We start from the raw sequence: 22,869 nt of genomic DNA, 5'->3' as shown, positions 1-22,869 counted from the left end.
CCTCACTCGATACCTTCAAAATATGCGGCCAGCGCCGCGATCTCTTCGTTGGACAGGCGCTGTGCCATCATCTGCATCACGGGGTGCGGGCGCTTGCCCACCTTGTAGGCGTGCATCGCCGTCACGAAATCATCCGTCGGCCAGTTGGTGATGCTGGGGATACCACTGGCCGACCCGCTGGCCTGGTGGCACGAGGTACACTCGCCCGACAGATATTCGCCGTAAGCCGGGTCACCGACGATGGCGAGCACCTCTGGCGCGACCGCGTGGTCGATGGCGGCGGCAGTTGGCGCGGATTCGGGGATGTTCTGTGGATTGGCGGAAAAGGTCCGCAGGTAGGCCAGAAGATCGTCGCGGTCCTGCTGTTCCTTGAAGCCCCGAAAGCTCATCCGGGTCTGCGAGACCAGCGTGCGGGGGTCTTCGATAAAGGCATCGAGCGTTTCGTAGTTCCAAACCAGCCCGTTCGCTGCCGCGCGCTGCATGCCGCTTGAATAGCGATAACCTTCGGTTTGTCCTGCCGCACGGTCGAAGATCCCATTGAGCTGTGGGCCAATCCGATCGACCGCGCCCAGGCCAACCTCGTGACAGCCGACACATTGGCGATAAAGGGTCGCGCCCCGTTCGGGATCACCCCCAGCATCCGGCGTCGCTGCGGTTGCCCACAGGGCCGCGATGGCGAGGAGCGTTTGAAACAGATGGCCCCTCATTCGGCCTCCACGCTGGCAAGATAGGCGATCAGTGCCGCGATATCCTCTTCATTCCGCACCCCGCGGAACGACATCTTTGTGCCGGGCATCGCCCCGCGCGGGTCGGCGAGGAAGGCCGCGAGGTTTTCCTCTGTCCAGACGTCACCTGCGGCGTTTGCATCGCCGAACGTGTTGGAGTAACGGAAGCCGTCAACGCTGCCGATGGTGCGGCCCAAAAGGCCGTTCAGCTGTGGCCCCGATGAATTTCGGGCGCTCGCGCCAACCTGGTGACAAGAGGAGCACTGACGAAACGCACCTTCACCGGCTGCGACAAGCGTAGGGTCCATGCCGTCAATTGTTGCGGTAGGCGCGCCGTCGTCATCAGCCGCCGCACTTGCGCTGAATGTGGGCGTTCCTGTGGTCGATGCATGATTCATGACCGACTCGCCGCCGTCTTCAGGTGTCACGTCAAGAAATGTCGCCCGCATGGTGATCTCAACCGAGGTTTTGCAGTTCTCCATGCATGGTTCGGTTCGCCATGCGGGGTATTCCAACGCTGGCCGATCATCGATAACGAAACCATCTGCATTGTACATCTCAACATCGGTGAAGTTCTCGTTGCTGAGCACAAAATCATCATCGACCATGTCGTTGGAATAAAGCAGGTAGGCGACGATGGCGTAGGTTTCGTCAGCGGTCAGTGTGCCGGCCTCGCCAAACGGCATCGAGCGGTTGATATAATCCCATGCGGTTGAAAGATGCGGCCAATAGGAACCGACAGTCTTGACCGGATCCTCGTCCGCGAGGGTATCGAAGCCTCCTGCAAGGACCGGCCAATTGTCGCGCCCTTCGGCGAAATCACCATGGCAGGATGCGCATTTGTCGACAAAGACCTCTTCCCCAGTCCAGACATCGCCACTGCCCACCGGCAAACCGCGCCCGTCTGGCAGAACATCAACATCCCACGCTGCGATTTCTTCTGGCAGTGCTTGCCGCCCCAGGTTGAAGCCAGCCGCGGCCACCGGGGCCGGCGCCGTCAGGTCACCACTGGTGGAGGCAACGTCCTGCAATGCGTCGCGTTCGGCCGCAAGTTTCGCGGCCTCTTGCGCCGCGGCTCGCGCGGCTTCCCTTGCGCGCGCAGCACTTGCCTCTGTCTGCGCGACCCTTGTTTCCAGCGACGTGATTGTCTGCTGGCCGTAGTGACGCGAGGCAATGCCGTAGGCAAGCCCAAGTACCAGCACAGTACCGCCAAGCGCGGGGACAAAAAGGCTAAGAGACTTCGACATTCTCGGCGATCCCTTCTTCGTTCACCAACCACGTCTGTATGCAGTTGTTGTGGTAAACGGCGTTTTCGCCGCGCATCTGGCGTAGCTGGTGCTTGGTTGGCTGGACATATCCGGTTTCGTCCATGGCGCGGGATTGCAGCAGCATCGGGCTGCCATCCCAGTCCATGTCCAGATAGAAACGGGTCAGCGCCTTTGTATCGCCCTGCTTGCCAAGGCGCGCAGTTTCCCACGTGATCCCGCCATCCTTGGACACATCGACCCGAGTAATCTTGCCATGACCCGACCATGCGAGACCGGAAATCACGAGCGGTCCGGTGCCATGAGTGATCGGCATTTGCGGGCTGGGTGAGGTGATAACGGATTTCGCGTCCATCACCCAAGTCCATTTGCGGGCGGTGCCATCCTCGTAAACGTCGGTATATTTGGAGGTCTCTTCACGGCTTTCGACGGCGCGGTCGACAACTTCGACCCGGCGTAGCCATTTGACCCACAGGTTGCCCTCCCAGCCTGGCACGACAAGGCGGGCGGGGTAACCGTGCTCCATCCGCAGCGCCTCGCCATTCGCTTTGAAGGCGACAAGGACGTCATCCAGCGCCTTTTCCATCGGGATGGAACGCCCATTGGAAGACGCATCGGCGCCTTCGACATAGACCCACTTGTCGGAGAGATCGCCAGCCGCCCCCAGGCCCGCCTCGTTCAGCAGGGTCCGCAGCGGCACGCCAGTATATTCCATGTTGTGGATCATGCCGTGGGTGAACTGCGCCCCATTCAGCTGCGCCCCCGCCCATTCCATGCCCGTGTTAGCGGCGCATTCGCAGAAATAGACGTGGTTTTCGCGGGGGAAGCGTTCGAGATCAGCGTAGGTGAAAACCAGCGGTTCATCCACAAGCCCGTTGATCATCAGGCGGTAGTCTTCCTTGCTGAGCTCAATCGCGCCCGAATGGTGACGCTCGAACGCACAGCCCTGCGGGGTGATCGTGCCGTCAAGCGCGTGGATCGGTGTGAAGTTGATTGAGGAAATGGGCGAGGCGGTCAGCCATTCGACGTTGCGACGCACGACATCAGACTCAAACCGGATCGGCAGGCCGTAGGGCGTTTCGTCAACGCCCGCGCCCAGATAAGACGCCCATTCCTGCAGTTCTGTTATCAGTGGGTCAGGCGTTTCCTGCGCCATGGCCTTGCCGGCGACACCGCCAGCGGCGATGGCGGCTGTGCCACGCAGGAACGCCCGGCGGGAAGTCTTGCCAATATCCTTCATTCCCTTGCTCTCCTTCATAGGCCCGTCACGGTCACGCTTGCGTTTGGTGCCACGCTGACGGTGCCCTGACGCTTGATGTAACTTTCAACGACATCCCAGATCGGCGGGCCTTCGGTGCTTTCGTTCACAGAGGCCCAGCCAGCGACTGTGTAGGATTTTGCTGGGTCAATCGCCTCACCGGTCCGCAGTAGCGTCATGTCGCTGATGCGGTCGCCGATCGGGCGCGAGATATCGATCCGGTAGCCCATGCCACCCACGCGGACCATGTCGCCGCCCTGCTGGTAGTATGGGTCTTCGTTGAAGATGTTGTCAGCCACGTCTTCCATCACGATCTTGAGGAATTCACCCGTCATTTCCGTACGATAGGCGTTCGGGTAAGTCATGGAGGTGACGTTCCAGATATCTTCGCGGGTGATGTCCTGACCGGGCAGGATCGACGGCCCCCAGCGCACGCCGGGCGACAGGGCGATATCCGCTTCGCGCTCTTCCAAGAGCGCCTGGCAAATCAGGTCGTCCCATGATCCATTGAAGTTGCCGCGCCGGTAAAGCAGCGTGTCATCAGCGGTGGTGCCAACGACTTCGGTCAGTTGCTCCACGAAGGGCGCGCGTTCCGCGTCGATCAGGGCGGCGACCTCTGCATCCGGTGTGATCACGTCGGCGAAGATGGGGATCAGCTTGTGCCGGAAACCCATCATGCGCCCGTCGCGCACATCCAGATCGACGCGGCTGACGAATTTCCCATTTGATCCCGAGGCGATAATGATCGTCTCGCCCACCAGCACCGGTTCCGGCAGCGCATCATGGGTGTGGCCCGACAGGATCACGTCGATGCCCGTCACCTTGCCCGCCATGGACTTGTCCACGTCAAAACCGTTATGGCTGAGGCAGACTACCAGATCAGCACTCTGGCTGCGGACCTCATCCACCATTTCCTGCATCCGTTCGTCCCGGATGCCGAAGGAGTATTCAGGAAACATCCAGCCGGGATTGGCGATGGGCATATAGGGGAAAGCCTGCCCGATCACCGCGATCTTTGCACCGCCACGTTCGAAGAACTGGTATGGCGCGAAGTCTTCTGCGGGTTCATCCCACTCGGCGTCGAAAATGTTCTGGCCGAGGGCCGCAAATGGCAGATCGCCCACGATTTCGCGCACCCGATCAGACCCCAACGTAAACTCCCAATGGAAGGTCATCGCATCGGGGCGCAGCGCGTTCATCACGTTGACTACGTCCTGCCCTTCGGTCTGATAGCAGGTGTAGGAGCCATGCCAGGTGTCGCCACCATCCAGCAGCAGCGCGTCTGGTCGCGCGGCGCGGATGGCGTTCACCACCGTTGCCACGCGATCCAAGCCGCCCATCCGACCATAGGCACGGGCCAGGGCCGAAAAATCATCATATGTCAGCGCATAATGCGCGGCAGAGCCGTCGTCGATACCATAGGCGCGCCGGAAATCCGCCCCGGTGATATGTGGAACAACACCCTTGTTGGCACCAACGCCGAGGTTGATTTCAGGTTCGCGAAAGTAGATCGGCTTCAGCTGCGCATGAATGTCGGTGACATGGATCAGTGAGACATTGCCGAACGTCTCGAACTCAAGAAGCTGGTCCTGCGAGAGCGCCTGTTGTGCTGCCAGACGGCCCCATTCACCAAAGCCGGAAGCACCGACAATCGCGGTCGCCGCCATGCTGGCCTGCAAGAAGTCCCTACGTGAGATCATGTGCTTCTCTGTTCCCTTGCTTCAGATTTACATTCCCAAATCTGAATGTGTTTGGTGAAAAGAAACCCGCACGCGTTGCCGGGTGCGGGTTCCAGGATTTCAGTTTCGGACAGATGGCCCTTCGACAGACAGCCCGTTGCCGCGCGACATCACGTAAAGCTCAAGCGCGATGAACTCTTCGGTGCCGACTCTGTAGGTTTCAGCGCGCGTATCGCGCACGCAGCCCCGGAAGCGCGAATGCACCCCGTTCAGCTTGGCGTTCTTCAGCCGATAGGTCGGAAAGCCGTTGATCATGCCTTGGCTCAGGTGATCGGCGCGAATGTTGTTGTCGTAATTGTCTTCGTGACAATTCGCGCAGGACAGCTCCAACTGCCCGGTGCGGGTGTAATAAAGCTCGCGACCCAATTCCCACATCGACTGTGCGGGACCGTCGATTGCGACATTCACCGGATAGCCACGGGACACAGAGGCCAGCAGAGCCTCCATATTCAGCATGTCGTTCTTATCGTATGCCCATTCTTCAGCGCCCATACGACGTGTGCGGCAATCGTTCACCTGCATGGCCATCGTGCGCACTTCGCCGGCTTCTTCGTTCCATCTCGGATAGACAGCACGCACACCCGCCAGCTCTTCCGGCGCACCGTGGCAACTGGCGCAGGACTCACCTGCGCTGCCTTCCACGGTATTCCAGGCATCGATGGCTTCATCCACGAAGATCATGCCGGGATTTTCGAAGTCGTCCATTTGCAGGGATTGCGTTTCGGAGGAACGGTATGTCCAGCCTGAGTATATCGTGCGCAGGTTCTCGACATGGTCGGGGGCTGCGGTGCGCACCGTGATCGGTATTTCACCATTGATCACAAGATCTGCGTTCGGATCGGCAACAGCGAGACCGAGAGGCAGTGCGAGGCAAACCCCGATGACTGACACAGCAAGTTTCGTTTTCATGATGCGCGCTCCTCCCTGACCGCGATGGCTTAGCTGACGGCGATGTCCTTCGTTTCGGTGTAGATGTCGCCATCGTCGTCATACCAGGTGAATTCGAAAGTTCCGGATTCTGGCACCACCGCTTCGAACTCGAAATAGGGGTTCGTGGAAATCGCCGGTTCCATCGTGACGTCGATGACAGTTTCGCCGTTGAAGGAACAAGTAAAGCGATTGATGATCGAGCGGGGGATCACGTTGCCGTCACTATCCTTGCGCTGGCCGGACTCCATCGGGTGGCTGATCAGTGTCTTGAGTACGATCGTTTCACCTGCCACTGCATCGCGGGGAACGCGGACGCGGGGTTTTACATTCTCTGCCATTGTCTTTGCTCCTATCCGTCAGCCGCCACAGCCGCCGATTGTGACTTTCACTTCCTGCGACGCCTGCACGAAGCTGCCATCGGGCATTTTCGCGATCGCGATCACGTCCTGCGTGCCGGCAAGGCGAATGCGGGTCGACGCGAACTGTGAACCGGCCAAGGGGCCAAAGTTGAAGGTGCCGACGGCCGGTGTCGGGTTTCCGGCGGCGAGCACCATGATCGACACCGCACCCGGGGCCGAGACCTCGATCGGGACGGTATTGCCGTTTTCGGCGATTTCGGGGGCGGTGAGTGTAATGCCCTCGGTTCCTACTTCGGCGCCGCCGGTAAATTCGGCAATATTGTCGGTGACGTTTGCGAATGATCCGGCCGGCAAAATGGCCGCTGCCGCGGTGCCTATTGCAATCAAGAGCGTATCTCGTCGATTGAGTTTCATAGCTTCTCCTGTTTCGCGTGCGCTGCCTAGTAGTCTTGCAGCGTCATGAGGTAAGCGACCACGTCTTCAATCTCTTGCGCGGTCAAAAGCGGCTCAAGCGGCCCTTCTGCCGCTTTGCCCGTGTATCCGTCCCCGGCACGGATAAAGCCCTCGGTCTTGTAGAAGGACGGCATGATCGAGTCCGGGAAGGTCAATTTTGCGTTGGCGACGATGCCGCGCAGGTCTTCTTCGTTCCAGCGCTGCGCGACGCCATCAAGCGACGGGCCGACCTCGCCATGGAAGGGATATTCTTCCAGTGCTGTAACCTGGTGGCAGGCAATGCAGTTGCCCTTCCCGCGGGTCACCATGATTTCAAGCCCTGCATCAGGGTTGCCTGGGACACCAGTTAGGCTGGTCGCCACCTGTCCGTATTCACCATAGGCAACATCCGACGGTGCGGTCTGCGCATAGGCGAGTGTTGCCACCGCCATTGCGGCAATAGTCGCAGACATAATGCGTTTCATACTTCCTCCCCGTCTCTCTCCCTCTGGTATACCGTAGCGCACGGGCAACGATTCACGCAACAACAAAATCAACTATTTGAATATGTAAGAGTGTTTCCGTCGGTCTATTCGACAATTCCCCGTTCTTGCAGGATGCGGGCGTGATAGCGCTGAAAGGTCTCTTCGCCCCGATAATGACCCTCACTAATCCAGTTGAGCAGGTTCAGGGTTGTCCACTTGCCGAAGGCGCCCGGCATGGTGACGATCGTGGCGTCAGATGCCATTGCATCATTGGCGACCTCGGGCGGAAAGAACATGAGGGTTGGGGTGAACTGCGCGTTCCATCGACGCACCATGTCCTTTTCCGGCAGCGTTGTGCCATTGAAATCGGTGACCTCCACATCGCCGAACATATTGATCTGGATAACGTAAAAGTTGTCCGTCAGCGCGGCCTCGACCTCTGGATCGGGAAAGACTTCTTCATGCATCTTAGTGCAATAGATGCAACCGCGTTGCTCGATCAGGACAAGTAGTGTCTTATCGCTGGCGAGCGCATCGCCATGATCCTCGCGCAGGTCCTTGAAGGTTTCTTCGATCCAGGCGGCTTCATGCAGCCCGTCATCACCGAGTTCCGCAGCCCAGAGTGGGGCCGCGATCAGGGCGAGCCCCACCATCAGTTTACGTAGCATGACAACTCCTCCTCTTATCCAAGTGTCGTGAAGCTGGGGAATGTCTGGATCATCCAGTTGGCGATGGCGTTGACCGAATTGGTGGCGATAAGTAGTGCAAAGACGATCAGCATCCCCCCCATCGCCTTTTCCGCGTAGCCCAGAAAACGGCGTTGCCGTTGGGCCCAGTTCAGGAACGGTCGAGCAAAGAGCGCGGCAATGACAAAGGGTGCGGTCATGCCCAGCCCATAGACAAAAAGCAGAGCGCCGCCTTCCCAGATGCTGCCCATACCGCCAGCGATCATCAGGATCGCGGTCAGCGCAGGACCGACACAGGGCGTCCAGCCGAAGCCAAAGGCGAGCCCCATCAGATAGGCGCCTGCCACGGTCGATGGTGCGGCAGTGCTTTCCATCCGCGCTTCGCGATAAAGGAGCGGAACGCGCAGAACGCCCAGAAAGTGCAGACCAAAGAGCGTCAGGACGCCGGCGGCCAGGTAGCTGAGTTCACGCTTCCACTGCCCAAACAGACCGCCCACCGCCGTCGCGCCCATGCCGAGCAGCACGAAAATTGTCGTCACGCCCAAGGCGAATGCGATGGCAGCTATCACAAGGCGCCGCTGCGTGCCGGGCGGAAAATCGTCCTGCCCGCGCAATTCCGTCATGGACAGTCCGGCCATGTAGCTTAGGTAAAACGGAACCATAGGAAGGATGCACGGCGTGAAAAAGGACAAAAGCCCAGCAAAAGCGGCACCCATGAAACTGACTTCCAGCAATCGCCTCTTCCTTGATTTGGCGCGTTAATCACATTACAATAATTGAATGTTTAGATATTTGACCAGCATTTTCCTCGTCGGCGGCATTGGCCTTCTCCCGTTGGTCGCTCAGGCAGAAACGCGGCTGATGATGGCCGAAGAGCCGGGCTGCATGTGGTGCGCGCGCTGGCATAGTGAGATAGGCACGATTTATGGCAAGACGGGCGAAGGTGAAGCCGCCCCGCTTTACAGGGTTGATCTTACCGATCCCTTGCCCGAAGGCGTTACGCTTGTCCGAACGGTGAATTTCACTCCGACTTTCATTCTGCTGAAGCAAAATACGGAGATCGCCCGTATCGAAGGTTATCCGGGCGAAGATTTCTTTTGGGCGCTTCTTGGACAGATGCTGCGCGATCACGATGTGGACTTTGTGGTGAAAACCAAGGCAGCGGACGCGGAAAGTTGACACAATTGCAGGAATTTACGGAAAACGCCCCTGCACAGCGCCGTTCAGATGGGGTATCGGCATCGCCAAATAGAGCAGAGGCAGAACAGGTCGCATCCATGGCCCTTCCGGTTTTTGACACCAATCTAAGCGATGAAGAACTCGATGCGATGCTCGAGAACGCAACACGCGCAACCAATTTCCTGAAAGCCATTGGGCACGAGGGGCGATTGATGATCCTGTGCCACCTCGTGACAGGCGAAAAATCGGTCACGGAACTTGAAGAGTTGCTGTCGGCGCGGCAGGCAGCTGTATCTCAGCAATTGGGCAGGTTGCGTCTTGAAGGGCTCGTCCAGCCACGGCGCGACGGGAAAACGATCTACTACAGCTTGACGGATGATCGCTGCAAGCGGATCATATCTGTGGTCTACGACTTGTTCTGCAAGCAGAACTGACCGGCGCGTAGTATCCATATAGGACGCATCGGTTTTGGCAATGTAGGGGAGGACATGCCAATGCTGGACGCATGGGGCGACGGGAACGTCGCGGCCTTGGCAGGGCTTTTGGGAGGAATTCTGCTTGGCTTGGCTGCCCGACTGGGGCGGTTCTGCACGCTGGGCGCGATCGAAGACTATGTCTATGGCGGCTCTGATAAACGGCTGCGGATGTGGATCATGGCGATCGGTGTCGCGGTTACGGGCAGTTTTGGCTTGATGGCATTTGGAGCCGTTGCTGCCGAGCAATCATTCTATCTGGCGCAGGCATGGTCGCCCGTCGCCGCCATTTCCGGCGGGTTGATCTTTGGCTACGGCATGGCGATGGCGGGCAATTGCGGCTATGGCGCGGTGGCCCGGCTTGGCGGCGGCGACCTGAGATCTTTTGTGATCGTCGTCGTCATGGGCATTACGGCCTATGCAACCATTTCAGGCCCCGGCGCGTATCTGCGCATACTGATCTTTCCACCGCAGCCCTTGGCCGACGCACCACAGGGCATCGCACATTGGCTGGGCGGGCTGAGCGGTGCGCCTGTCTGGGCCATCGGTTGCCTGATCGGGGTCGCGCTCATAGGTGCGGCGCTGTCGTCGCAAGCGTTGCGCAAGGATGGCGCGGCCGTTTTCTGGTCGGCGATTGTGGGGCTTGCGGTGGTCAGCGCGTGGGTCACGACAAGCTGGATCGCGGCAAAAGGGTTCGATGGCACGCCTGTCGTGTCACATACGTTCGCCGCTCCTATTGGTGAAACGATCCTCTACTTTATGACGGCATCGGGCCAGACGCTCAGCTTCGCCATCGGATCGGTAGCTGGCGTTTGGGTTGGGGCGTTCGTGGGAAGCCTGATCAAGGGCCATTTTCGTTGGGAGGCCTGCGAAGACCCGCGCGAATTGCGCCGCCAGATCATCGGGGCGGCCATGATGGGGGTCGGTGCCGTCCTCGCTCTGGGATGCAGCATCGGTCAGGGGCTGTCGGCCTTTTCGCTGCTGGCATTCTCTGCCCCGCTGACCTTCCTCGCGATCATCGCCGGTTGCTGGCTTGGTCTGCGGCACCTTGTGGAAGGGATCATGCCGATCAGGGAATGATCGTCGCTGGTTTCCAGTCTTCCACAAACGACGTAGATGGCTTTCGTATTGCGTAGCGGGCGCATTTTGGGGTCCGCTCGGATTAGTTCCTGTCGCAACAACAAAGACATGCTCAGGCTGGCCTTTGGCAAACGGGGTTCTCGTTGGCTCTGGAGGATGGCGAGGTGAGCCCGGATCTCGATCTGGATCACGAGGCTTTTCAGCAGATGCCCGCTGTCACGAACGATCACGGCGTTTGGGACGATCCGCGCGACTACTATAACAGTCCGAAATACCGAAACCGGCCAGGGTTGTTGAGGCTTTGGGCCTATCGTCTGATGATTGGGAAGGTAAACGGGCGTGTGGCGGACTTGCGGAGCCGCGCTTCGGTTTGATGGAACGGCTGACGAAACAGATACAAAACTGTTCCTTGAACTTAGTTACGTGCTTGCAGTGGATTTCGCTGCTTTACCATCGGCCTGCTCGCCCTTAATGCCCTAACGTGCCACGACGAACGCGGCCGGTGATGAACCGGTCGTATTCAGCCATCAAGCCGCTGAACGCTGCCGTCGAGATCCATCAGTAACACCTCGACCGCAAGGCCTGGTTCCCGTGTCCGCACCTCGTCAGCCAACGCTTCCATCGTCCGCATGTGGATCAATTGCTCGCGGTCGCTGTCATCGGCGCAGTCCTGGCCGACAAATGCCTTGCACGCGCCGCAGTCGCGGTGGTCGATGATGATCACGCGCTTGATGCCATGCAACTGACGGGCGAGCTTGACGTGCGCCCAGAAGGTTTCGGCCCAAGGCGCCGCTTCGTCCGCCATCACACCGATCGCGCCACCGGCAAGTGAGATCTGGTCGTATTTTCCTGTCAGCCCGCGTGCGTCGAGATAGTCGGTGACCGCGCTGATCAGGCGATAATCCATGCAATTGAGCACCAGGGCTTCGGCCTCGTGGGACCGCCGTGCCGTTTGGTGATCAACGGAAGTGTTTTCTTTCATGGTCAAGGTCATGTCGATCTCCAATAACGGGGCCGCGCGCTGGCGACCCCTGTTTGCCGGATCAAAGCTGGTTGATCGGGATCTTTAGGTAAGAAACGCCGTTATCTTCAGCTGGCGGCATCTCACCTGCGCGGATGTTCACCTGCACCGACGGCAGGATCAGCGTCGGCATATCCAGCTTTGCATCCCGCGCTTCGCGCATGGTGACGAACTCATCCTCAGACTTGCCGCCGCCGACATGGACGTTTGCGGATTTCTGTTCCGCGACGGTCGTTTCCCAGGCATATTCGTCGCGACCCGGTGCCTTGTAGTCATGACACATGTAAAGGACCGTCTCGTCCGGAAGAGCGAGAACCTTCTGGATGGATTGATAAAGCGTGCGCGCATCGCCACCCGGGAAATCGGCTCTGGCCGTTCCATAATCCGGCATGAACAGCGTATCGCCAACGAAGGCCGCACCATCCGCCACATAGGTCATGCAAGCGGGTGTGTGGCCCGGCGTGTGCATCGCGGTTAGCTCCATCTCCCCGATCTTGAAGGTCTCGCCGTCCTCAAACAGGTGTTCGAACTGGCGGCCATCTGTCTGGAAGCCCTTTTCGACATTGAAGAGCTTGGCAAAGACATCCTGCACCTCGGTGATATGCGCGCCGATGGCGGTTGTGCCGCCAAGTTCTTTCTGGATGTAGGGCGCCGCGCTCAGGTGGTCGGCATGGGCGTGCGTCTCAAGCAGCCACGCGACCTTCAGGCGGTTTTCCTTGACATAGGCGATAATCGCATCAGCAGATGTCGTGTCCGTGCGCCCCGATTTCGGATCGTAGTCAAGGACTGAGTCAATGATCGCGCAACTGTCGCTCTCGGGGTCTTTGACGACGTAAGACACCGTGAAGGTGGCTTCGTCGAGGAATGCCTTCACTTCAGGTTTCATGATGTGTTCCTTTCTGTGTTTCTTCGACTCTAGCGGCGGTTTTCTTTGCGCCGATTGATCAATGACAATCCCGGGCAAATGAATCGGCCTACGGTCGAATTCAGCTTTTTGCTCTTGAACAGGTAGGAATGCCTTCTTATCTGCGCAAGTATGAAGATAAAAGAAATGAACTCCGCCGCAGATCAGGTCTGCGAATTGATGACCCTCCTGTCGAACAAGAGCCGTCTGATGATCCTGTGTCTGTTGACCGAAGGCGAAAAATCAGTCGGCCAACTGGCAGAAGCGATAGATGCGCGGGACACGGCCGTGTCCCAGCAGCTTGCGGTCCTCAGACGGGAGCGGATCGTCAAACCCCGCCGCGATGGCCAAACGATGTTCTACCGCATCGTCGATCCGAACGTCGCCGAGGTTCTGGAGTTTCTGTACGCAAAATACTGCGGTGATGCAGCGGATGGAAAGGAGAGACACGATGACACTCATGACAATTGACGCAAAAAAGACCAATGATCTGCTGACGTCCGGCAAGGCCGTTCTGATCGATGTGCGAGAGCCCGACGAATGGATCAAGGAACATGTGCCGGAGGCGCATCTCGTGCCACTTTCCGGTTTCAATCCGGATGACTTTCCAAAGGACCATGACAAGATCGCCGTGTTCCACTGCCGTTCGGGCGGTCGGACGGAAGCCGCCGCACCGCAAATCCTTCAGACGGGCTTTCGCGAGGTCTACCAACTCGAAAACGGCATCCAAGGCTGGCGAGAGGCTGGTTACAAGGTCAACGAAAATGCACGTGCCCCGATCAGTATCATGCGGCAGGTGCAGATTGCTGCAGGCAGCCTCGTGCTGTTGGGGCTGGTTCTTGCCGTCCTAATCAACCCTTGGTTTGCCGCGCTCAGCGCGTTTGTCGGCGCGGGTCTGACACAGGCCGGGCTTACCGGTACCTGCGCCATGGCGAGCATCTTGAAGCACATGCCCTGGAATCGCGTCATTTCAGGCCAGCAGGCCGTCGCAGATCCGGCCCTGATCTAGGAAGAAGACCATGTCCACACGAAACCTCGGGCGGTATCTGCCAATTCTTGACTGGTTGCCGGGCTACGGCCGTTCCGCCCTTGCGAGCGACGGCATGGCCGGACTGATTGTGGCCATTATGCTGGTGCCGCAAGGCATGGCCTATGCGCTGCTGGCCGGGTTGCCGCCCGAGGTCGGGCTTTATGCCAGTATCGTGCCGCTGGTCTTCTACGGGTTGCTTGGCTCCAGCCGGGCACTCGCTGTCGGGCCGGTGGCCATCGTGTCTTTGATGGTGGCCACGACACTTGGTGAAATCACCGAGGCCGGAAGTGCAGGCTACCTCGCCGGTGCGGTGCTGTTGGCGTTTCTGAGTGGCGCGATCCTTCTAGGGATGGGGCTTGCGCGACTTGGCTTCCTCGTCAATTTCCTCAGCCATCCTGTTATCTCCGGCTTCTCAAGCGCGGCAGCGCTCGTGATCGGGTTTGCGCAACTTAAGCACCTTCTGGGCTTCGATATCCCACGCAGTCATCACATCACCGAAACGCTCGCCCATGCGGCCCGTCATATTGGTGAGCTCAATCAAGTGACCTTTACGATTGCAGTAACCTCTTTGATCATCCTTCTGCTTTTCAAGTCGCGGGTGGCTCTGGCGCTCAAATCCTTCGGGGTGGGTGCGGCAACAGCGGATGCTGTGGGCAAGGCCGGTCCCTTGATGGCCGTTCTGGTGACTACGCTGGCGGTCTGGTTTCTGGGGCTCGATCGGAGTGCGGGCGTAGCAATCGTCGCTGATATCCCCGCCGGACTACCGCCGTTGACGATGCCCAGCCTCGATCTCGCCTTGGTGCAGCAACTTCTGCCGGCGGCCGCCTTGATCGCCATGGTCGGCTTCCTCGAAAGCGTGTCGGTTGCGAAATCGCTGGCCAGCAAACGCCGCCAGAAGATCGACGCCAACCAGGAACTCATCGCCCTTGGCGCCGCTAATATCGGCGCATCCATGACGGGCGGTTACCCCGTCACCGGCGGCTTCAGCCGGTCGCTTGTCAACTTCACTGCAGGGGCCGTCACGCCGATGGCGTCGATCATCACCGCTGCCCTGATTGCTGTGACGGTTCTGTTACTGACCCCACTCCTGTATTTTTTGCCGAAAGCAACGCTTGCGGCGATTATCGTTGTCGCCGTCGCGAACCTGATAGATCTGAAAACGCTGCGGGAGGCGTGGGTCTACAACAAGGCCGATGCAGCGTCGCTGGTGGCCACATTCGTTGCGGTGCTATCAATCGGCGTCGAGCTTGGCATTGTCTTTGGCGCCGCGCTGTCCATCGCGCTTTATCTGTGGCGCACCAGCCGGCCGCATATGGCCGAGGTCGGTCGTGTCGGACAGACCGAGCATTTCCGCAACGTTTTGCGGCACGAGGTGCAGACCGATCCCAAAGTGCTGATGGTACGGGTAGATGAAAGCCTTTACTTCGCCAACACGGCCTATCTCGAAGATCAGCTTCTCGCCCGCGTGGCAGACCACCCTGAGATCGACCACCTCGTCCTGATCATGAGTGCGGTGAACTTTATCGACGCCAGCGCACTCGAGACGCTGGAAACACTGGCTGACCGGTTGCACGATGCGCGTGTGACCCTGCATTTCGCGGAGGTGAAAGGGCCAGTTATGGATGGTCTTGAGCGGGTCGCATTCATCAATCGTCTTGGCAACGGCCGCGTCTTCCTCAGCACCCATGAGGCGATGCGCGAACTAACCTCGGCACCGCGGGTGCAGGTTGCCTGAGGGAGCGTGAACATAAGAGGTCAGCAAGCGCCCATCGGCGCCATTCGTGTCTTTTGATATGTCCGCCGTTATGCATTATTTATTGAACAACTCTGGCGCTGACGGTGTCGATGAAGACCCGTTTGCGCTGCAGGGCAGCAGGCCATTTTCAGGTCTGTTTTAAGATAGCCCGGGCACGCGCCTTAACCGCGGCTTCGCGAAGTCCAAAAAGGCACGGACTTTCGCGGGCACGCGGCGACCGTCGACATGCACCAGGTGGATCGGCAGCGGCTCAGGTTCGTATTGGTCCAGGACGGAGTTTAATGTTCCGTCTTCTAGATCTGGGCCGATTTGATAGGACAGAACACGGACCAACCCCCATCCTTGTCGGGCAATCTCGATGCCGGCGGCGACACTGCTGACGGTCAATCGTGGCGTGACGCGCACGGCGTCCTGCATGTCGCGACCGAAATGCCATTCCGTGCCCGGGCTGACGGGTGTCGCGGAGACGATCTCATGCGCGCCTAAATCCAACGGAGTCTCTGGAATCCCGTGACGGGCGAAGTATTCCGGTGCACCGCAAATGATGCGCCGCACTGTCCCGACGCGCACAGCGGACATGCTCGACGACGGTAGCTCCCCAATACGCACGGCGACATCGAAACCCTCTTCCACCATGTTCACGACCCGGTCGACCATCAGAACATCGGCCGTAACGTCAGCGAACGTGTCGAGAAACTCGGTCAGGATCGGCGCCACGTAGATGCGCCCGAACTCGTTGGAACAGGTGAGCCGCAGTTTTCCGACCGGCGTTGTCGCAGCCCCGGCGGCGGCGGCATCGGCGGCCTGTAACTGAGTCAGGATATGACGGGCATCCTCCAAATAGGCCTGCCCCACATCCGTGAGCCGCACGCGCCGTGTCGTTCGGGTGAACAGGCGTGCGCCCAACCGTTCCTCCAGCGCATTCACGCCGCGCGTCGCCGACGGCGCACTGAGCCCAACAATACGTGCACCACCCGCAAAGCTCTCTGCTTCAGCGACCGCAATGAACACCTCAAGGCTTTGCAGACGGTCCATGGAAACCTATTCTCACTACTTTCCGAAATAATGTCTTTCGAATATGATATATTCATTTGCCCGGTGTCGCAATCTAGCTTTCGGGCATGGCCAACACGGCCCCAACCCAAACCGAACCTAGAAAGGAATTCATCATGTCCCGCATCACCACACCCGCCACCATCTCCGACGCGCCCGAAGCAAGCCAGCCCCTGTTGAAAGGCGTCGAAAAAATGCTCGGCTCCGCGCCGAACATGTTCCGCCTGATCGGCAACAGCTCGGCGACGCTGGAGGGGTATCTGGGCCTGAACGGCGCCCTTCAGAAAGGCAAGATCAGCGCCGCGACACGCGAACGAATTGCCCTGGCCGTCGCCAACACCAATGGCTGCGATTATTGCAACAGCGCGCACACCTTCCTCGCCAAGACCTTCGCGAAGCTGGACGAGGCGGAGCTGGCCGCGAACCGGGCTGGCAGTTCATCGGATGCCAAGGCGCACGCCGCCGTTGCCTTTGCGGTGAAGGTTGCCACGAACCGCGGGCAGGTCTCGGCCGATGACATCTCGAGCGTTAAGGCAGCCGGGTATTCCGACGCCGAAGTCGTGGAGATCGTGGCGCACGTCGCGCTGAACGTCCTGACCAACTACATCAACGAGGTCTTCAAGACGGATATCGACTTCCCGGTCGTGGAACTCGCAGAGGCCGCCTGAGGCGGCGCCACTCGCACACCTGACAAAAAAACAAGCAGCGCTGCCAGAGGTCGAGACCTGCGGCCGCGCTGCCAAACCACCCCAGGAGGTCACCATGTTGCAGCACACCAATCCTTTTCATGCCGGAGAGCTTAAGGCGCAGGCCCGCGCGGGTGCGTCAGGTGTCGCCGACTGGGCGGCCGGGTTCATCCGGCCCTCGATGCCGGACCAACACCGTGCATTCTTCACGCAACTGCCGTTTTTGGTGCTTGCTGGCGCGGATGAAGCCGGGCGGCATTGGGTCACTCTGCTGGACGGACCCGACCGCTTTATCCAATCGCCCGATGCGGGGACGTTGGAGATCGCGGCGACGCCCGACCGCCAGGATCCACTGGCACAGTCCCTGATCGGCGGCAGCGATGTCGGTCTTTTGGGCATCGAGCTTTCGACGCGCCGCCGCAACCGGCTGAGTGGCACGACCCGACCGCATTCAAACGGTTTTGCTATCGATGTAAGCCAGAACTTCGGCAACTGCCCGCAATACATCCATGAGCGGGCTTGGCGACGGGTCACAGCACAAGAGCCACTCCAAGCGACGCGGTCTTCCGCGCTGAACGCGAACCAGATCGCGCGCATCCACGCCGCCGACACGCTTTTCATTGGGACAGGCCAAAGGGGCCGTGACGCTCATCCGTCAAACGGTTTCGATGCCTCCCACCGTGGGGGCGCGCCCGGTTTCGTGACGGTGACGGACGGCACGCATCTGCGCATCCCGGACTACGCGGGCAACAATTTCTTCAACACTATCGGCAATCTCTTGGAGAACCCGCGGATCGGACTTGTTTTCGTAGATTTCGAAACCGGCGGACTACTGCACATCTCTGGCCGTGCGCGCGTCGACTGGGACGCTCGGGACAGCCACGACCCGAATGCCATGCGCATGATCGATGTCACCATCGAAGCGGTCATCGATCGCCCCGCCGCCCTGTCGCTGCGCTGGTCCAAGGACGATCGTGATCTGCGCAATCTGGTTGTGACTGCCAAGATCAAGGAGACGGCCGAGATCACCTCATTTCATCTTGCGCCAGCCGATGGCCGGCCGTTGGAGCCCTTCCAAGCAGGCCAGCATCTGCCGGTGGAACTGGACATCCCGGGTCAGTCTGCCCCAGTCGGCCGCAGCTACTCGTTGTCGGCCGCGCCGGGGCAAAGGACCTACCGGCTCAGCATCAAGCGGGAGCCGCAAGGCCTCGCGTCACGGCACATGCATGACACGGTAGAGGTCGGTGATCTGATCCGTGCACGGCGACCATCGGGCGACTTTGTGATCCCCGACGACACAAGTCCACTGGTCCTTGTGAGTGCCGGGGTCGGGCTGACGCCCATGGTTTCGATGCTGCATGCGGCGATCAGCGCGGGGATGCCCCGCCCGGTCTGGTACGTGCATGGCACCCGCGACGGCGCGCATCACGCCCTGAAGTCGGAAGTTGCGGCCTTGGCTGCCAAACATCTCAACTTGAAAACACAGGTGCACTACACCCGACCCCGCCCGAACGATCAAATCGGCGTGGATTACCAAATCGAAGGTCGGATGTCTGCTGAAGGGCTCGTGCAGTTGAACGTCGGAGCGGAGGCGCATTACATGCTCTGCGGTCCGGCGCCGTTCCTGGCCGATCTGAAGACTGGCCTGGAAGCTGCAGGAATCGCGCCAGAACGGATCCATTACGAGACGTTCGGGCCGTCTCATTAAGACCAGCCATCGATTGTTCAAACGACACTACGGGCGCAATCGTGTAGGCTGCCTATGCAAAATGCCGAGGCAAACCACTAACACGAAAGGGAACTGTGAGCCCGCTTTTCTCAATTTCCTGCAGTGCGGCGATTGTCCCGTATGGGGAACGTTGTCGGCAACTCGCAGATTTTGATTTCTCAAGACAGATCAACTGACACAAAATGACAGTTGTCATCAGCTAGGTTAGTCTCGTTAAACGATCTGAGGACACAAGACATGACGAAACATACAATTGAAACCGTCACATTCAAACTGAACGATAGCATGAGCGGTGACGAATTCGCTAAGGCTGCTGAAGCGATTACTGACTTTGCTCAAAAACAGGATGGATTTGTTGCGCGGCATTTGTCCTGCAGCGACGATGGGCTGTGGGTTGAACATGTGGAATGGGAGACGCTCGAAGCCGCCCAAGCGGCTGCATCAAAGATTGGTTCCGAACCGGCACTTGAGACCTGCATGAAAGCAATCGACGGTCGAAGCGTTGTCTTGCATCATACAACCCTTGAAATCAGTGTGAACTAAGAGGGTATAATGCGCCGAAGCGACCGTCTTTCCGAGATCATTGAGATCGTGCAGGACGGTCGCCTACACCTCGCTCGCGACATTGCCGAGAAGCTAGAGGTTTCGGTGCGCACGATTTATCGGGACTTCGACACGCTTGTTGCCTCCGGGGTTCCGATAGATGGTGAGCGTGGCGTTGGGTACATGCTGCGGGAGCCGGTGTTTCTGCCGCCGATGAACCTCTCTTTGACAGAATTGGAAGCGTTGCACCTCGGCATGGCCATTGTGTCCGAAGCTGCTGACACAGAGTTGCAGAGGGCTGCAGCCGCGCTTACCAAGAAAATTGACAAAGTGGCGACGGCCAAGGGGACGGCTCCCAAAAGTTGGGGTTTTGGCGTCTATCCCTTCGCACAAGCGAAGATCGGATTTGAGCATATGCCATGTATCCGCACCGCAATTCGGAACAGCGAAAAGCTGGAGATTTCGTATCGGTCCCTCAACAACAAGACTTCTACGCGGATCGTCTGGCCGCTACAGAATGCATATTGGGGGCGTGTTTGGACGCTAACCTGCTGGTGCGAAAAGCGGAACGACTTCCGGTCATTTCGGATTGACTGCGTCACTTACTGCCACCGCTCTGGAACTCATTTTGACGATGAAGATGGTAAGCTGTTTTCTAGATATCTGGAGAAAGTAGAGGCCGAAATGGCGCAAAAACCCAATCAGAGTTCCTGAGCCCAGTTCGTATGATCTTGCGGTATTACTGCAAACCGTCGTCGGCCAGCTGCCATATCTCTTTGGTACCCGTCGCCTTTCGTCGAATAGGATACAACACCATATGCTATCTGCTGCACTACGCAATGGTCGGGGCATTCATCACCCATGAACTTGATGCAGTGAGCCCCGAGTTCTTCCGGTGTGTCATCAAGTGCCAGCAATTTCAATAGGATCGAGACCACGATGACCGCGCTTGTCTCTGAGATCGAAGACTTGCTTCGAGAAAGCTAATCCGTTGAATTGAAATTGTTTTATCCAGTCGCCGCGAATATCGGGAGTTGAAACAGAGGCCGTTTCGTGACCCAAATGGTCATGTCGGGTTACGCGTTTCACATGTCAATTACACTATCGAATGGCTAACTACATTTGGAGTACCCACAGGCGCCGCAAGTCATGCAGCCTTCGATCATCCGCATTTCGTAGGACCCGCAGGATGAACAGGCCTTACCACGTGGCCCGCCATTGATGACCACCACGTCTGCTTGCGGGTCGGCTTTCAGACCCATACCTTCACCGGCGAGAAAGCCGATCGAGATCATGTGCTTCTCAATTACGCCACCAATCGCGGCCAGGATTGAGGGCACGTATTTGCCCTGCATCCAGGCACCGCCGCGCGGATCGAATACAGCCTTGAGTTCCTCTACCACAAATGACACATCGCCCCCGCGCCGAAACACGGCCGAGATCATCCGTGTCAGCGCAACCGTCCACGCGAAATGCTCCATATTCTTGGAATTGATAAACACCTCAAAAGGGCGACGGTGGCCGGCTATCACCAGATCGTTCACGGTGATGTAGATTGCATGTTCACTATCGGGCCATTTCAGCTTGTAGGTTGCCCCCTCCAGTTCCTGCGGCCGGTCCAGAGGCTCCGACATATAGACCACCTCGGCACCCGTTTCGCCATCACGAACCTGCGCTGGCACTTCTGAAGGCGATGCCTCTTCGGACACCGACAGAACCGACCCCGTCACATCGTTCGGTCGGTAAGTCGTACAGCCTTTGCAGCCCTGATCCCACGCGGCCATGTAGACCTCTTTGAAATCGTCAAAGCCGATATCTTCGGGGCAGTTGATGGTTTTGGAGATCGAGCTGTCGATCCATTTCTGCGCCGCCGCCTGCATGCGCACGTGATCGAGCGGCGCGAGGGTTTGGGCGTTAACGAAATGGTCGGGCAAAGGGGCGTCGCCCTTCAGGTCGCGCCACAGTTGGACGGCGTAGTCGACCACTTCTTCCTCGGTCCGCGACCCGTCTTTCTGCAGCACTTTGCGGGTATAGGCATAGGCGAAAACGGGCTCGATGCCAGAGGACACATTGCCTGCATAAAGGCTGATCGTGCCGGTTGGCGCAATGGACGTCAGAAGCGCATTTCGTATGCCATTTTTACGGATGGCTTCTCGTACATCTTCATCCATGTGCTGCATTGATCCACTTGCAAGAAACTGATCCGCGTCAAACAGTGGGAAAGCGCCCTTTTCCTTTGCCAAATCGACCGACGCCAGATACGCGGCGCGGGCGATTGCGTGCATCCAGCGGTCAGTTTGACGCGCCGCCTCTTTAGAGCCATAGCGCAGCCCGACCATCAGCAGCGCATCGGCAAGGCCCGTCACGCCCAGCCCAATCCGGCGCTTGGCTTGTGCCTCCTGCCGCTGCGCCTCCAGAGGGAATTTCGAAGCGTCGACAACGTTGTCCATCATGCGGACGGCGGTCGTTACCAGATCGGTCAGGGCCGCTTCGTCCAGTGCTGCCGCGTCTTCAAACGGGTCGGCCACCAGCCGGGCGAGATTGATTGAGCCCAGCAGACAGGCGCCGTAAGGCGGCAAGGGTTGCTCACCACAGGGGTTGGTCGCCGCAATCGTTTCGCAATAGTTCAGGTTGTTCATCTGATTGATGCGGTCGATGAAGATCACGCCGGGTTCGGCGTAATCATAGGTCGACTTCATGATCGCATCCCACAGATCACGAGCTTGCAAGGTCTTGTAGACCCTGTCGCCGAACACCAAATCCCACGGCTTGTCGGCCTTCACCGCCTCCATGAACGGGTCGGTCACCAGCACCGACATGTTGAACATGCGCAAGCGCGCGGGGTCCGATTTGGCGATAATGAAGTCTTCAACATCCGGGTGATCGCAACGCATCGTGGCCATCATTGCCCCGCGACGAGAGCCTGCGGACATGATCGTGCGGCACATCGCGTCCCAGACATCCATGAAACTGAGCGGACCGGAGGCATCGGCTGCCACACCTTCAACCGCAGCACCTTTGGGCCGGATGGTCGAGAAATCGTAGCCAATCCCACCACCTTGTTGCATGGTCAGTGCAGCCTCTCTCAGCATGTCAAAAATGCCGCTCATGCTGTCGGGCACGGTGCCCATCACGAAGCAATTGAATAGGGTCACCGACCGTGCGGTGCCGGCGCCTGCGGTGATGCGACCTGCGGGCAGATATTTGAAATCCACCAAAGCGTCGTAGAACTTGTCTTCCCAAGCCTGCGGGTCGTCCTCGACTTCCGCCAGTGACCGGGCAATGCGCCGCCATGTATCTTCAACCGTCTGATCGATTGGCGTTCCGTCAGCCTCTTTGAAGCGGTATTTCATATCCCAGATCTGTTCGGCAATCGGGGCAGCAAATGCACTCATCGGGCGATCCTCGCATCGGGTTGTGGCGGCGGTTGCAGGCGTTCAGTTTTGACAGGCGCACCCCTGTTGGTCAATCAGAACTGGCAGGCGCGGTGGATTGAAACAGGGGCGCAGGACGCTACTTTCAGAATCGTCTGTAGC

Annotated in this window: 25 protein-coding genes; 11 read left to right on the top strand and 14 right to left on the bottom strand. The window is 58.7% G+C overall.

The features are described 5' to 3' along the window. Positions 1–2 precede the first annotated feature (2 nt). The 10 genes from SLH47_RS00640 to SLH47_RS00595 all read right to left on the bottom strand — a co-directional run bounded on the left by SLH47_RS00640 (position 3) and on the right by SLH47_RS00595 (position 8,613). Positions 3–707, bottom strand: coding sequence for a c-type cytochrome (locus SLH47_RS00640; RefSeq protein ID WP_320237353.1), 705 nt, complete (start codon positions 705–707; stop codon positions 3–5). Continuing rightward, positions 704–1,972 carry a c-type cytochrome gene (locus SLH47_RS00635; protein WP_320237352.1) on the bottom strand — a complete coding sequence of 423 codons (1,269 nt, stop codon included), beginning with the start codon at positions 1,970–1,972 and terminating at the stop codon, positions 704–706. Before SLH47_RS00635 ends, SLH47_RS00640 begins: the two co-directional genes overlap by 4 nt. Next, positions 1,956–3,230 carry a sulfite dehydrogenase gene (soxC, locus tag SLH47_RS00630; RefSeq protein ID WP_320237351.1) on the bottom strand — a complete coding sequence of 425 codons (1,275 nt, stop codon included), beginning with the start codon at positions 3,228–3,230 and terminating at the stop codon, positions 1,956–1,958. The genes SLH47_RS00635 and soxC overlap by 17 nt, the downstream gene beginning before the upstream one ends. 14 nt (positions 3,231–3,244) lie before the next feature. Further along, positions 3,245–4,948 (bottom strand): thiosulfohydrolase SoxB, encoded by a 1,704-nt coding sequence (gene soxB, locus SLH47_RS00625; protein ID WP_320237350.1) that lies wholly within the window; start codon positions 4,946–4,948, stop codon positions 3,245–3,247. 99 nt (positions 4,949–5,047) lie between these two features. Further along, the gene (soxA, locus tag SLH47_RS00620; protein ID WP_320237349.1) at positions 5,048–5,896 is read right to left on the bottom strand and encodes a sulfur oxidation c-type cytochrome SoxA; all 849 of its coding nucleotides are present in this window, start codon (positions 5,894–5,896) and stop codon (positions 5,048–5,050) included. Between the two features lie 29 nt (positions 5,897–5,925). Then, positions 5,926–6,255, bottom strand: a complete 330-nt coding sequence (soxZ, locus tag SLH47_RS00615) for a thiosulfate oxidation carrier complex protein SoxZ (protein ID WP_320237348.1) — start codon at positions 6,253–6,255, stop codon at positions 5,926–5,928. An 18-nt stretch (positions 6,256–6,273) separates the two neighbouring features. Continuing rightward, entirely contained in the window at positions 6,274–6,690 is a 417-nt protein-coding gene (gene soxY, locus SLH47_RS00610; RefSeq protein WP_320237347.1) for a thiosulfate oxidation carrier protein SoxY, read from the bottom strand. Between the two features lie 26 nt (positions 6,691–6,716). Next, entirely contained in the window at positions 6,717–7,193 is a 477-nt protein-coding gene (gene soxX / locus SLH47_RS00605) for a sulfur oxidation c-type cytochrome SoxX (protein WP_320237346.1), read from the bottom strand. Positions 7,194–7,297: 104 nt separating this feature from the next. Then, positions 7,298–7,861, bottom strand: a complete 564-nt coding sequence (locus SLH47_RS00600) for a thioredoxin family protein (protein ID WP_320237345.1) — start codon at positions 7,859–7,861, stop codon at positions 7,298–7,300. 14 nt (positions 7,862–7,875) lie between these two features. Continuing rightward, on the bottom strand, positions 7,876–8,613 hold the full coding sequence (locus SLH47_RS00595; RefSeq protein ID WP_320237344.1) for a cytochrome c biogenesis CcdA family protein: 738 nt from the start codon (positions 8,611–8,613) through the stop codon (positions 7,876–7,878). A gap of 46 nt (positions 8,614–8,659) precedes the next feature. Here SLH47_RS00595 and SLH47_RS00590 point away from each other — a divergent pair, with 46 nt between their 5' ends. The 4 genes from SLH47_RS00590 (at position 8,660) to SLH47_RS00575 (ending at position 10,985) form a co-directional block, all read left to right on the top strand. Continuing rightward, positions 8,660–9,058 carry a hypothetical protein gene (locus tag SLH47_RS00590; protein WP_320237343.1) on the top strand — a complete coding sequence of 133 codons (399 nt, stop codon included), beginning with the start codon at positions 8,660–8,662 and terminating at the stop codon, positions 9,056–9,058. A 98-nt stretch (positions 9,059–9,156) separates the two neighbouring features. Beyond that, positions 9,157–9,492: a metalloregulator ArsR/SmtB family transcription factor gene (locus tag SLH47_RS00585; protein ID WP_320237342.1), complete on the top strand. Its 336-nt coding sequence runs from the start codon at positions 9,157–9,159 to the stop codon at positions 9,490–9,492. A gap of 60 nt (positions 9,493–9,552) precedes the next feature. Then, positions 9,553–10,611 carry a YeeE/YedE family protein gene (locus SLH47_RS00580; protein WP_320237341.1) on the top strand — a complete coding sequence of 353 codons (1,059 nt, stop codon included), beginning with the start codon at positions 9,553–9,555 and terminating at the stop codon, positions 10,609–10,611. Between the two features lie 164 nt (positions 10,612–10,775). Continuing rightward, complete coding sequence (locus SLH47_RS00575; protein ID WP_320237340.1) at positions 10,776–10,985, top strand: hypothetical protein; 210 nt, start codon at positions 10,776–10,778, stop codon at positions 10,983–10,985. Positions 10,986–11,131: 146 nt separating this feature from the next. On the opposite strand, the gene SLH47_RS00570 is transcribed toward SLH47_RS00575, so the two are convergent. Then, positions 11,132–11,617: a carbonic anhydrase gene (locus SLH47_RS00570; RefSeq protein WP_320237339.1), complete on the bottom strand. Its 486-nt coding sequence runs from the start codon at positions 11,615–11,617 to the stop codon at positions 11,132–11,134. A 37-nt stretch (positions 11,618–11,654) separates the two neighbouring features. Further along, complete coding sequence (locus SLH47_RS00565; RefSeq protein ID WP_320237338.1) at positions 11,655–12,518, bottom strand: MBL fold metallo-hydrolase; 864 nt, start codon at positions 12,516–12,518, stop codon at positions 11,655–11,657. Between the two features lie 150 nt (positions 12,519–12,668). On the opposite strand from SLH47_RS00565, the gene SLH47_RS00560 reads away from it, so the two are divergent. Genes SLH47_RS00560 through SLH47_RS00550 form a run of 3 tightly spaced genes read left to right on the top strand, consistent with a single transcriptional unit; the run spans position 12,669 to position 15,301 of the window. Beyond that, a complete protein-coding gene (locus SLH47_RS00560; protein ID WP_320237337.1) occupies positions 12,669–13,007 on the top strand; it encodes a metalloregulator ArsR/SmtB family transcription factor in 339 nt (112 codons plus the stop codon). Next, on the top strand, positions 12,988–13,545 hold the full coding sequence (locus tag SLH47_RS00555; RefSeq protein WP_320237336.1) for a rhodanese-like domain-containing protein: 558 nt from the start codon (positions 12,988–12,990) through the stop codon (positions 13,543–13,545). The genes SLH47_RS00560 and SLH47_RS00555 overlap by 20 nt, the downstream gene beginning before the upstream one ends. Positions 13,546–13,555: 10 nt before the next feature. Then, a complete protein-coding gene (locus SLH47_RS00550; protein WP_320237335.1) occupies positions 13,556–15,301 on the top strand; it encodes a sulfate permease in 1,746 nt (581 codons plus the stop codon). A 159-nt stretch (positions 15,302–15,460) separates the two neighbouring features. Here SLH47_RS00550 and SLH47_RS00545 read toward each other — a convergent pair whose 3' ends face one another. Further along, entirely contained in the window at positions 15,461–16,357 is an 897-nt protein-coding gene (locus tag SLH47_RS00545) for a LysR family transcriptional regulator (RefSeq protein ID WP_320237334.1), read from the bottom strand. Positions 16,358–16,491: 134 nt separating this feature from the next. Here SLH47_RS00545 and SLH47_RS00540 point away from each other — a divergent pair, with 134 nt between their 5' ends. The 4 genes from SLH47_RS00540 to SLH47_RS00525 all read left to right on the top strand — a co-directional run bounded on the left by SLH47_RS00540 (position 16,492) and on the right by SLH47_RS00525 (position 20,047). Beyond that, positions 16,492–17,043, top strand: a complete 552-nt coding sequence (locus tag SLH47_RS00540; protein WP_320237333.1) for a carboxymuconolactone decarboxylase family protein — start codon at positions 16,492–16,494, stop codon at positions 17,041–17,043. A 94-nt stretch (positions 17,044–17,137) separates the two neighbouring features. Next, positions 17,138–18,769, top strand: coding sequence for a pyridoxamine 5'-phosphate oxidase family protein (locus SLH47_RS00535; protein WP_320237332.1), 1,632 nt, complete (start codon positions 17,138–17,140; stop codon positions 18,767–18,769). 258 nt (positions 18,770–19,027) lie between these two features. Then, positions 19,028–19,333 carry a hypothetical protein gene (locus tag SLH47_RS00530; RefSeq protein ID WP_320237331.1) on the top strand — a complete coding sequence of 102 codons (306 nt, stop codon included), beginning with the start codon at positions 19,028–19,030 and terminating at the stop codon, positions 19,331–19,333. Positions 19,334–19,342: 9 nt separating this feature from the next. Beyond that, positions 19,343–20,047 carry a YafY family protein gene (locus tag SLH47_RS00525; protein WP_320237330.1) on the top strand — a complete coding sequence of 235 codons (705 nt, stop codon included), beginning with the start codon at positions 19,343–19,345 and terminating at the stop codon, positions 20,045–20,047. Between the two features lie 398 nt (positions 20,048–20,445). Here the strand turns inward: SLH47_RS00525 and SLH47_RS00520 are convergent, their stop codons facing one another. After that, entirely contained in the window at positions 20,446–22,728 is a 2,283-nt protein-coding gene (locus SLH47_RS00520) for an adenosylcobalamin-dependent ribonucleoside-diphosphate reductase (RefSeq protein ID WP_320237329.1), read from the bottom strand. Positions 22,729–22,869 lie beyond the last annotated feature (141 nt).

This window comes from Cognatiyoonia sp. IB215182 (assembly GCF_033963905.1).
In the GTDB taxonomy this organism is placed as follows: Bacteria; Pseudomonadota; Alphaproteobacteria; order Rhodobacterales; family Rhodobacteraceae; genus Yoonia.
This window is presented reverse-complemented; position numbering and strand designations above follow the sequence as displayed.

What these genes read in the sequence shown, in the direction of transcription:
- soxB (WP_320237350.1), bottom strand. Translation starts at nt 4,948, where the DNA reads ATGATCTCACGTAGGGACTTCTTGCAGGCCAGCATGGCGGCGACCGCG.
- SLH47_RS00580 (WP_320237341.1), top strand. Translation starts at nt 9,553, where the DNA reads ATGCTGGACGCATGGGGCGACGGGAACGTCGCGGCCTTGGCAGGGCTT.
- SLH47_RS00520 (WP_320237329.1), bottom strand. Translation starts at nt 22,728, where the DNA reads ATGAGTGCATTTGCTGCCCCGATTGCCGAACAGATCTGGGATATGAAA.
- SLH47_RS00560 (WP_320237337.1), top strand. Translation starts at nt 12,669, where the DNA reads ATGAAGATAAAAGAAATGAACTCCGCCGCAGATCAGGTCTGCGAATTG.
- SLH47_RS00530 (WP_320237331.1), top strand. Translation starts at nt 19,028, where the DNA reads ATGACGAAACATACAATTGAAACCGTCACATTCAAACTGAACGATAGC.
- SLH47_RS00585 (WP_320237342.1), top strand. Translation starts at nt 9,157, where the DNA reads ATGGCCCTTCCGGTTTTTGACACCAATCTAAGCGATGAAGAACTCGAT.
- soxY (WP_320237347.1), bottom strand. Translation starts at nt 6,690, where the DNA reads ATGAAACTCAATCGACGAGATACGCTCTTGATTGCAATAGGCACCGCG.
- SLH47_RS00535 (WP_320237332.1), top strand. Translation starts at nt 17,138, where the DNA reads ATGTTGCAGCACACCAATCCTTTTCATGCCGGAGAGCTTAAGGCGCAG.
- SLH47_RS00545 (WP_320237334.1), bottom strand. Translation starts at nt 16,357, where the DNA reads ATGGACCGTCTGCAAAGCCTTGAGGTGTTCATTGCGGTCGCTGAAGCA.
- SLH47_RS00555 (WP_320237336.1), top strand. Translation starts at nt 12,988, where the DNA reads ATGACACTCATGACAATTGACGCAAAAAAGACCAATGATCTGCTGACG.
- SLH47_RS00590 (WP_320237343.1), top strand. Translation starts at nt 8,660, where the DNA reads ATGTTTAGATATTTGACCAGCATTTTCCTCGTCGGCGGCATTGGCCTT.
- SLH47_RS00640 (WP_320237353.1), bottom strand. Translation starts at nt 707, where the DNA reads ATGAGGGGCCATCTGTTTCAAACGCTCCTCGCCATCGCGGCCCTGTGG.
- SLH47_RS00525 (WP_320237330.1), top strand. Translation starts at nt 19,343, where the DNA reads ATGCGCCGAAGCGACCGTCTTTCCGAGATCATTGAGATCGTGCAGGAC.
- soxX (WP_320237346.1), bottom strand. Translation starts at nt 7,193, where the DNA reads ATGAAACGCATTATGTCTGCGACTATTGCCGCAATGGCGGTGGCAACA.
- SLH47_RS00550 (WP_320237335.1), top strand. Translation starts at nt 13,556, where the DNA reads ATGTCCACACGAAACCTCGGGCGGTATCTGCCAATTCTTGACTGGTTG.
- SLH47_RS00540 (WP_320237333.1), top strand. Translation starts at nt 16,492, where the DNA reads ATGTCCCGCATCACCACACCCGCCACCATCTCCGACGCGCCCGAAGCA.
- soxZ (WP_320237348.1), bottom strand. Translation starts at nt 6,255, where the DNA reads ATGGCAGAGAATGTAAAACCCCGCGTCCGCGTTCCCCGCGATGCAGTG.
- SLH47_RS00635 (WP_320237352.1), bottom strand. Translation starts at nt 1,972, where the DNA reads ATGTCGAAGTCTCTTAGCCTTTTTGTCCCCGCGCTTGGCGGTACTGTG.
- soxA (WP_320237349.1), bottom strand. Translation starts at nt 5,896, where the DNA reads ATGAAAACGAAACTTGCTGTGTCAGTCATCGGGGTTTGCCTCGCACTG.
- SLH47_RS00565 (WP_320237338.1), bottom strand. Translation starts at nt 12,518, where the DNA reads ATGAAACCTGAAGTGAAGGCATTCCTCGACGAAGCCACCTTCACGGTG.
- SLH47_RS00600 (WP_320237345.1), bottom strand. Translation starts at nt 7,861, where the DNA reads ATGCTACGTAAACTGATGGTGGGGCTCGCCCTGATCGCGGCCCCACTC.
- soxC (WP_320237351.1), bottom strand. Translation starts at nt 3,230, where the DNA reads ATGAAGGATATTGGCAAGACTTCCCGCCGGGCGTTCCTGCGTGGCACA.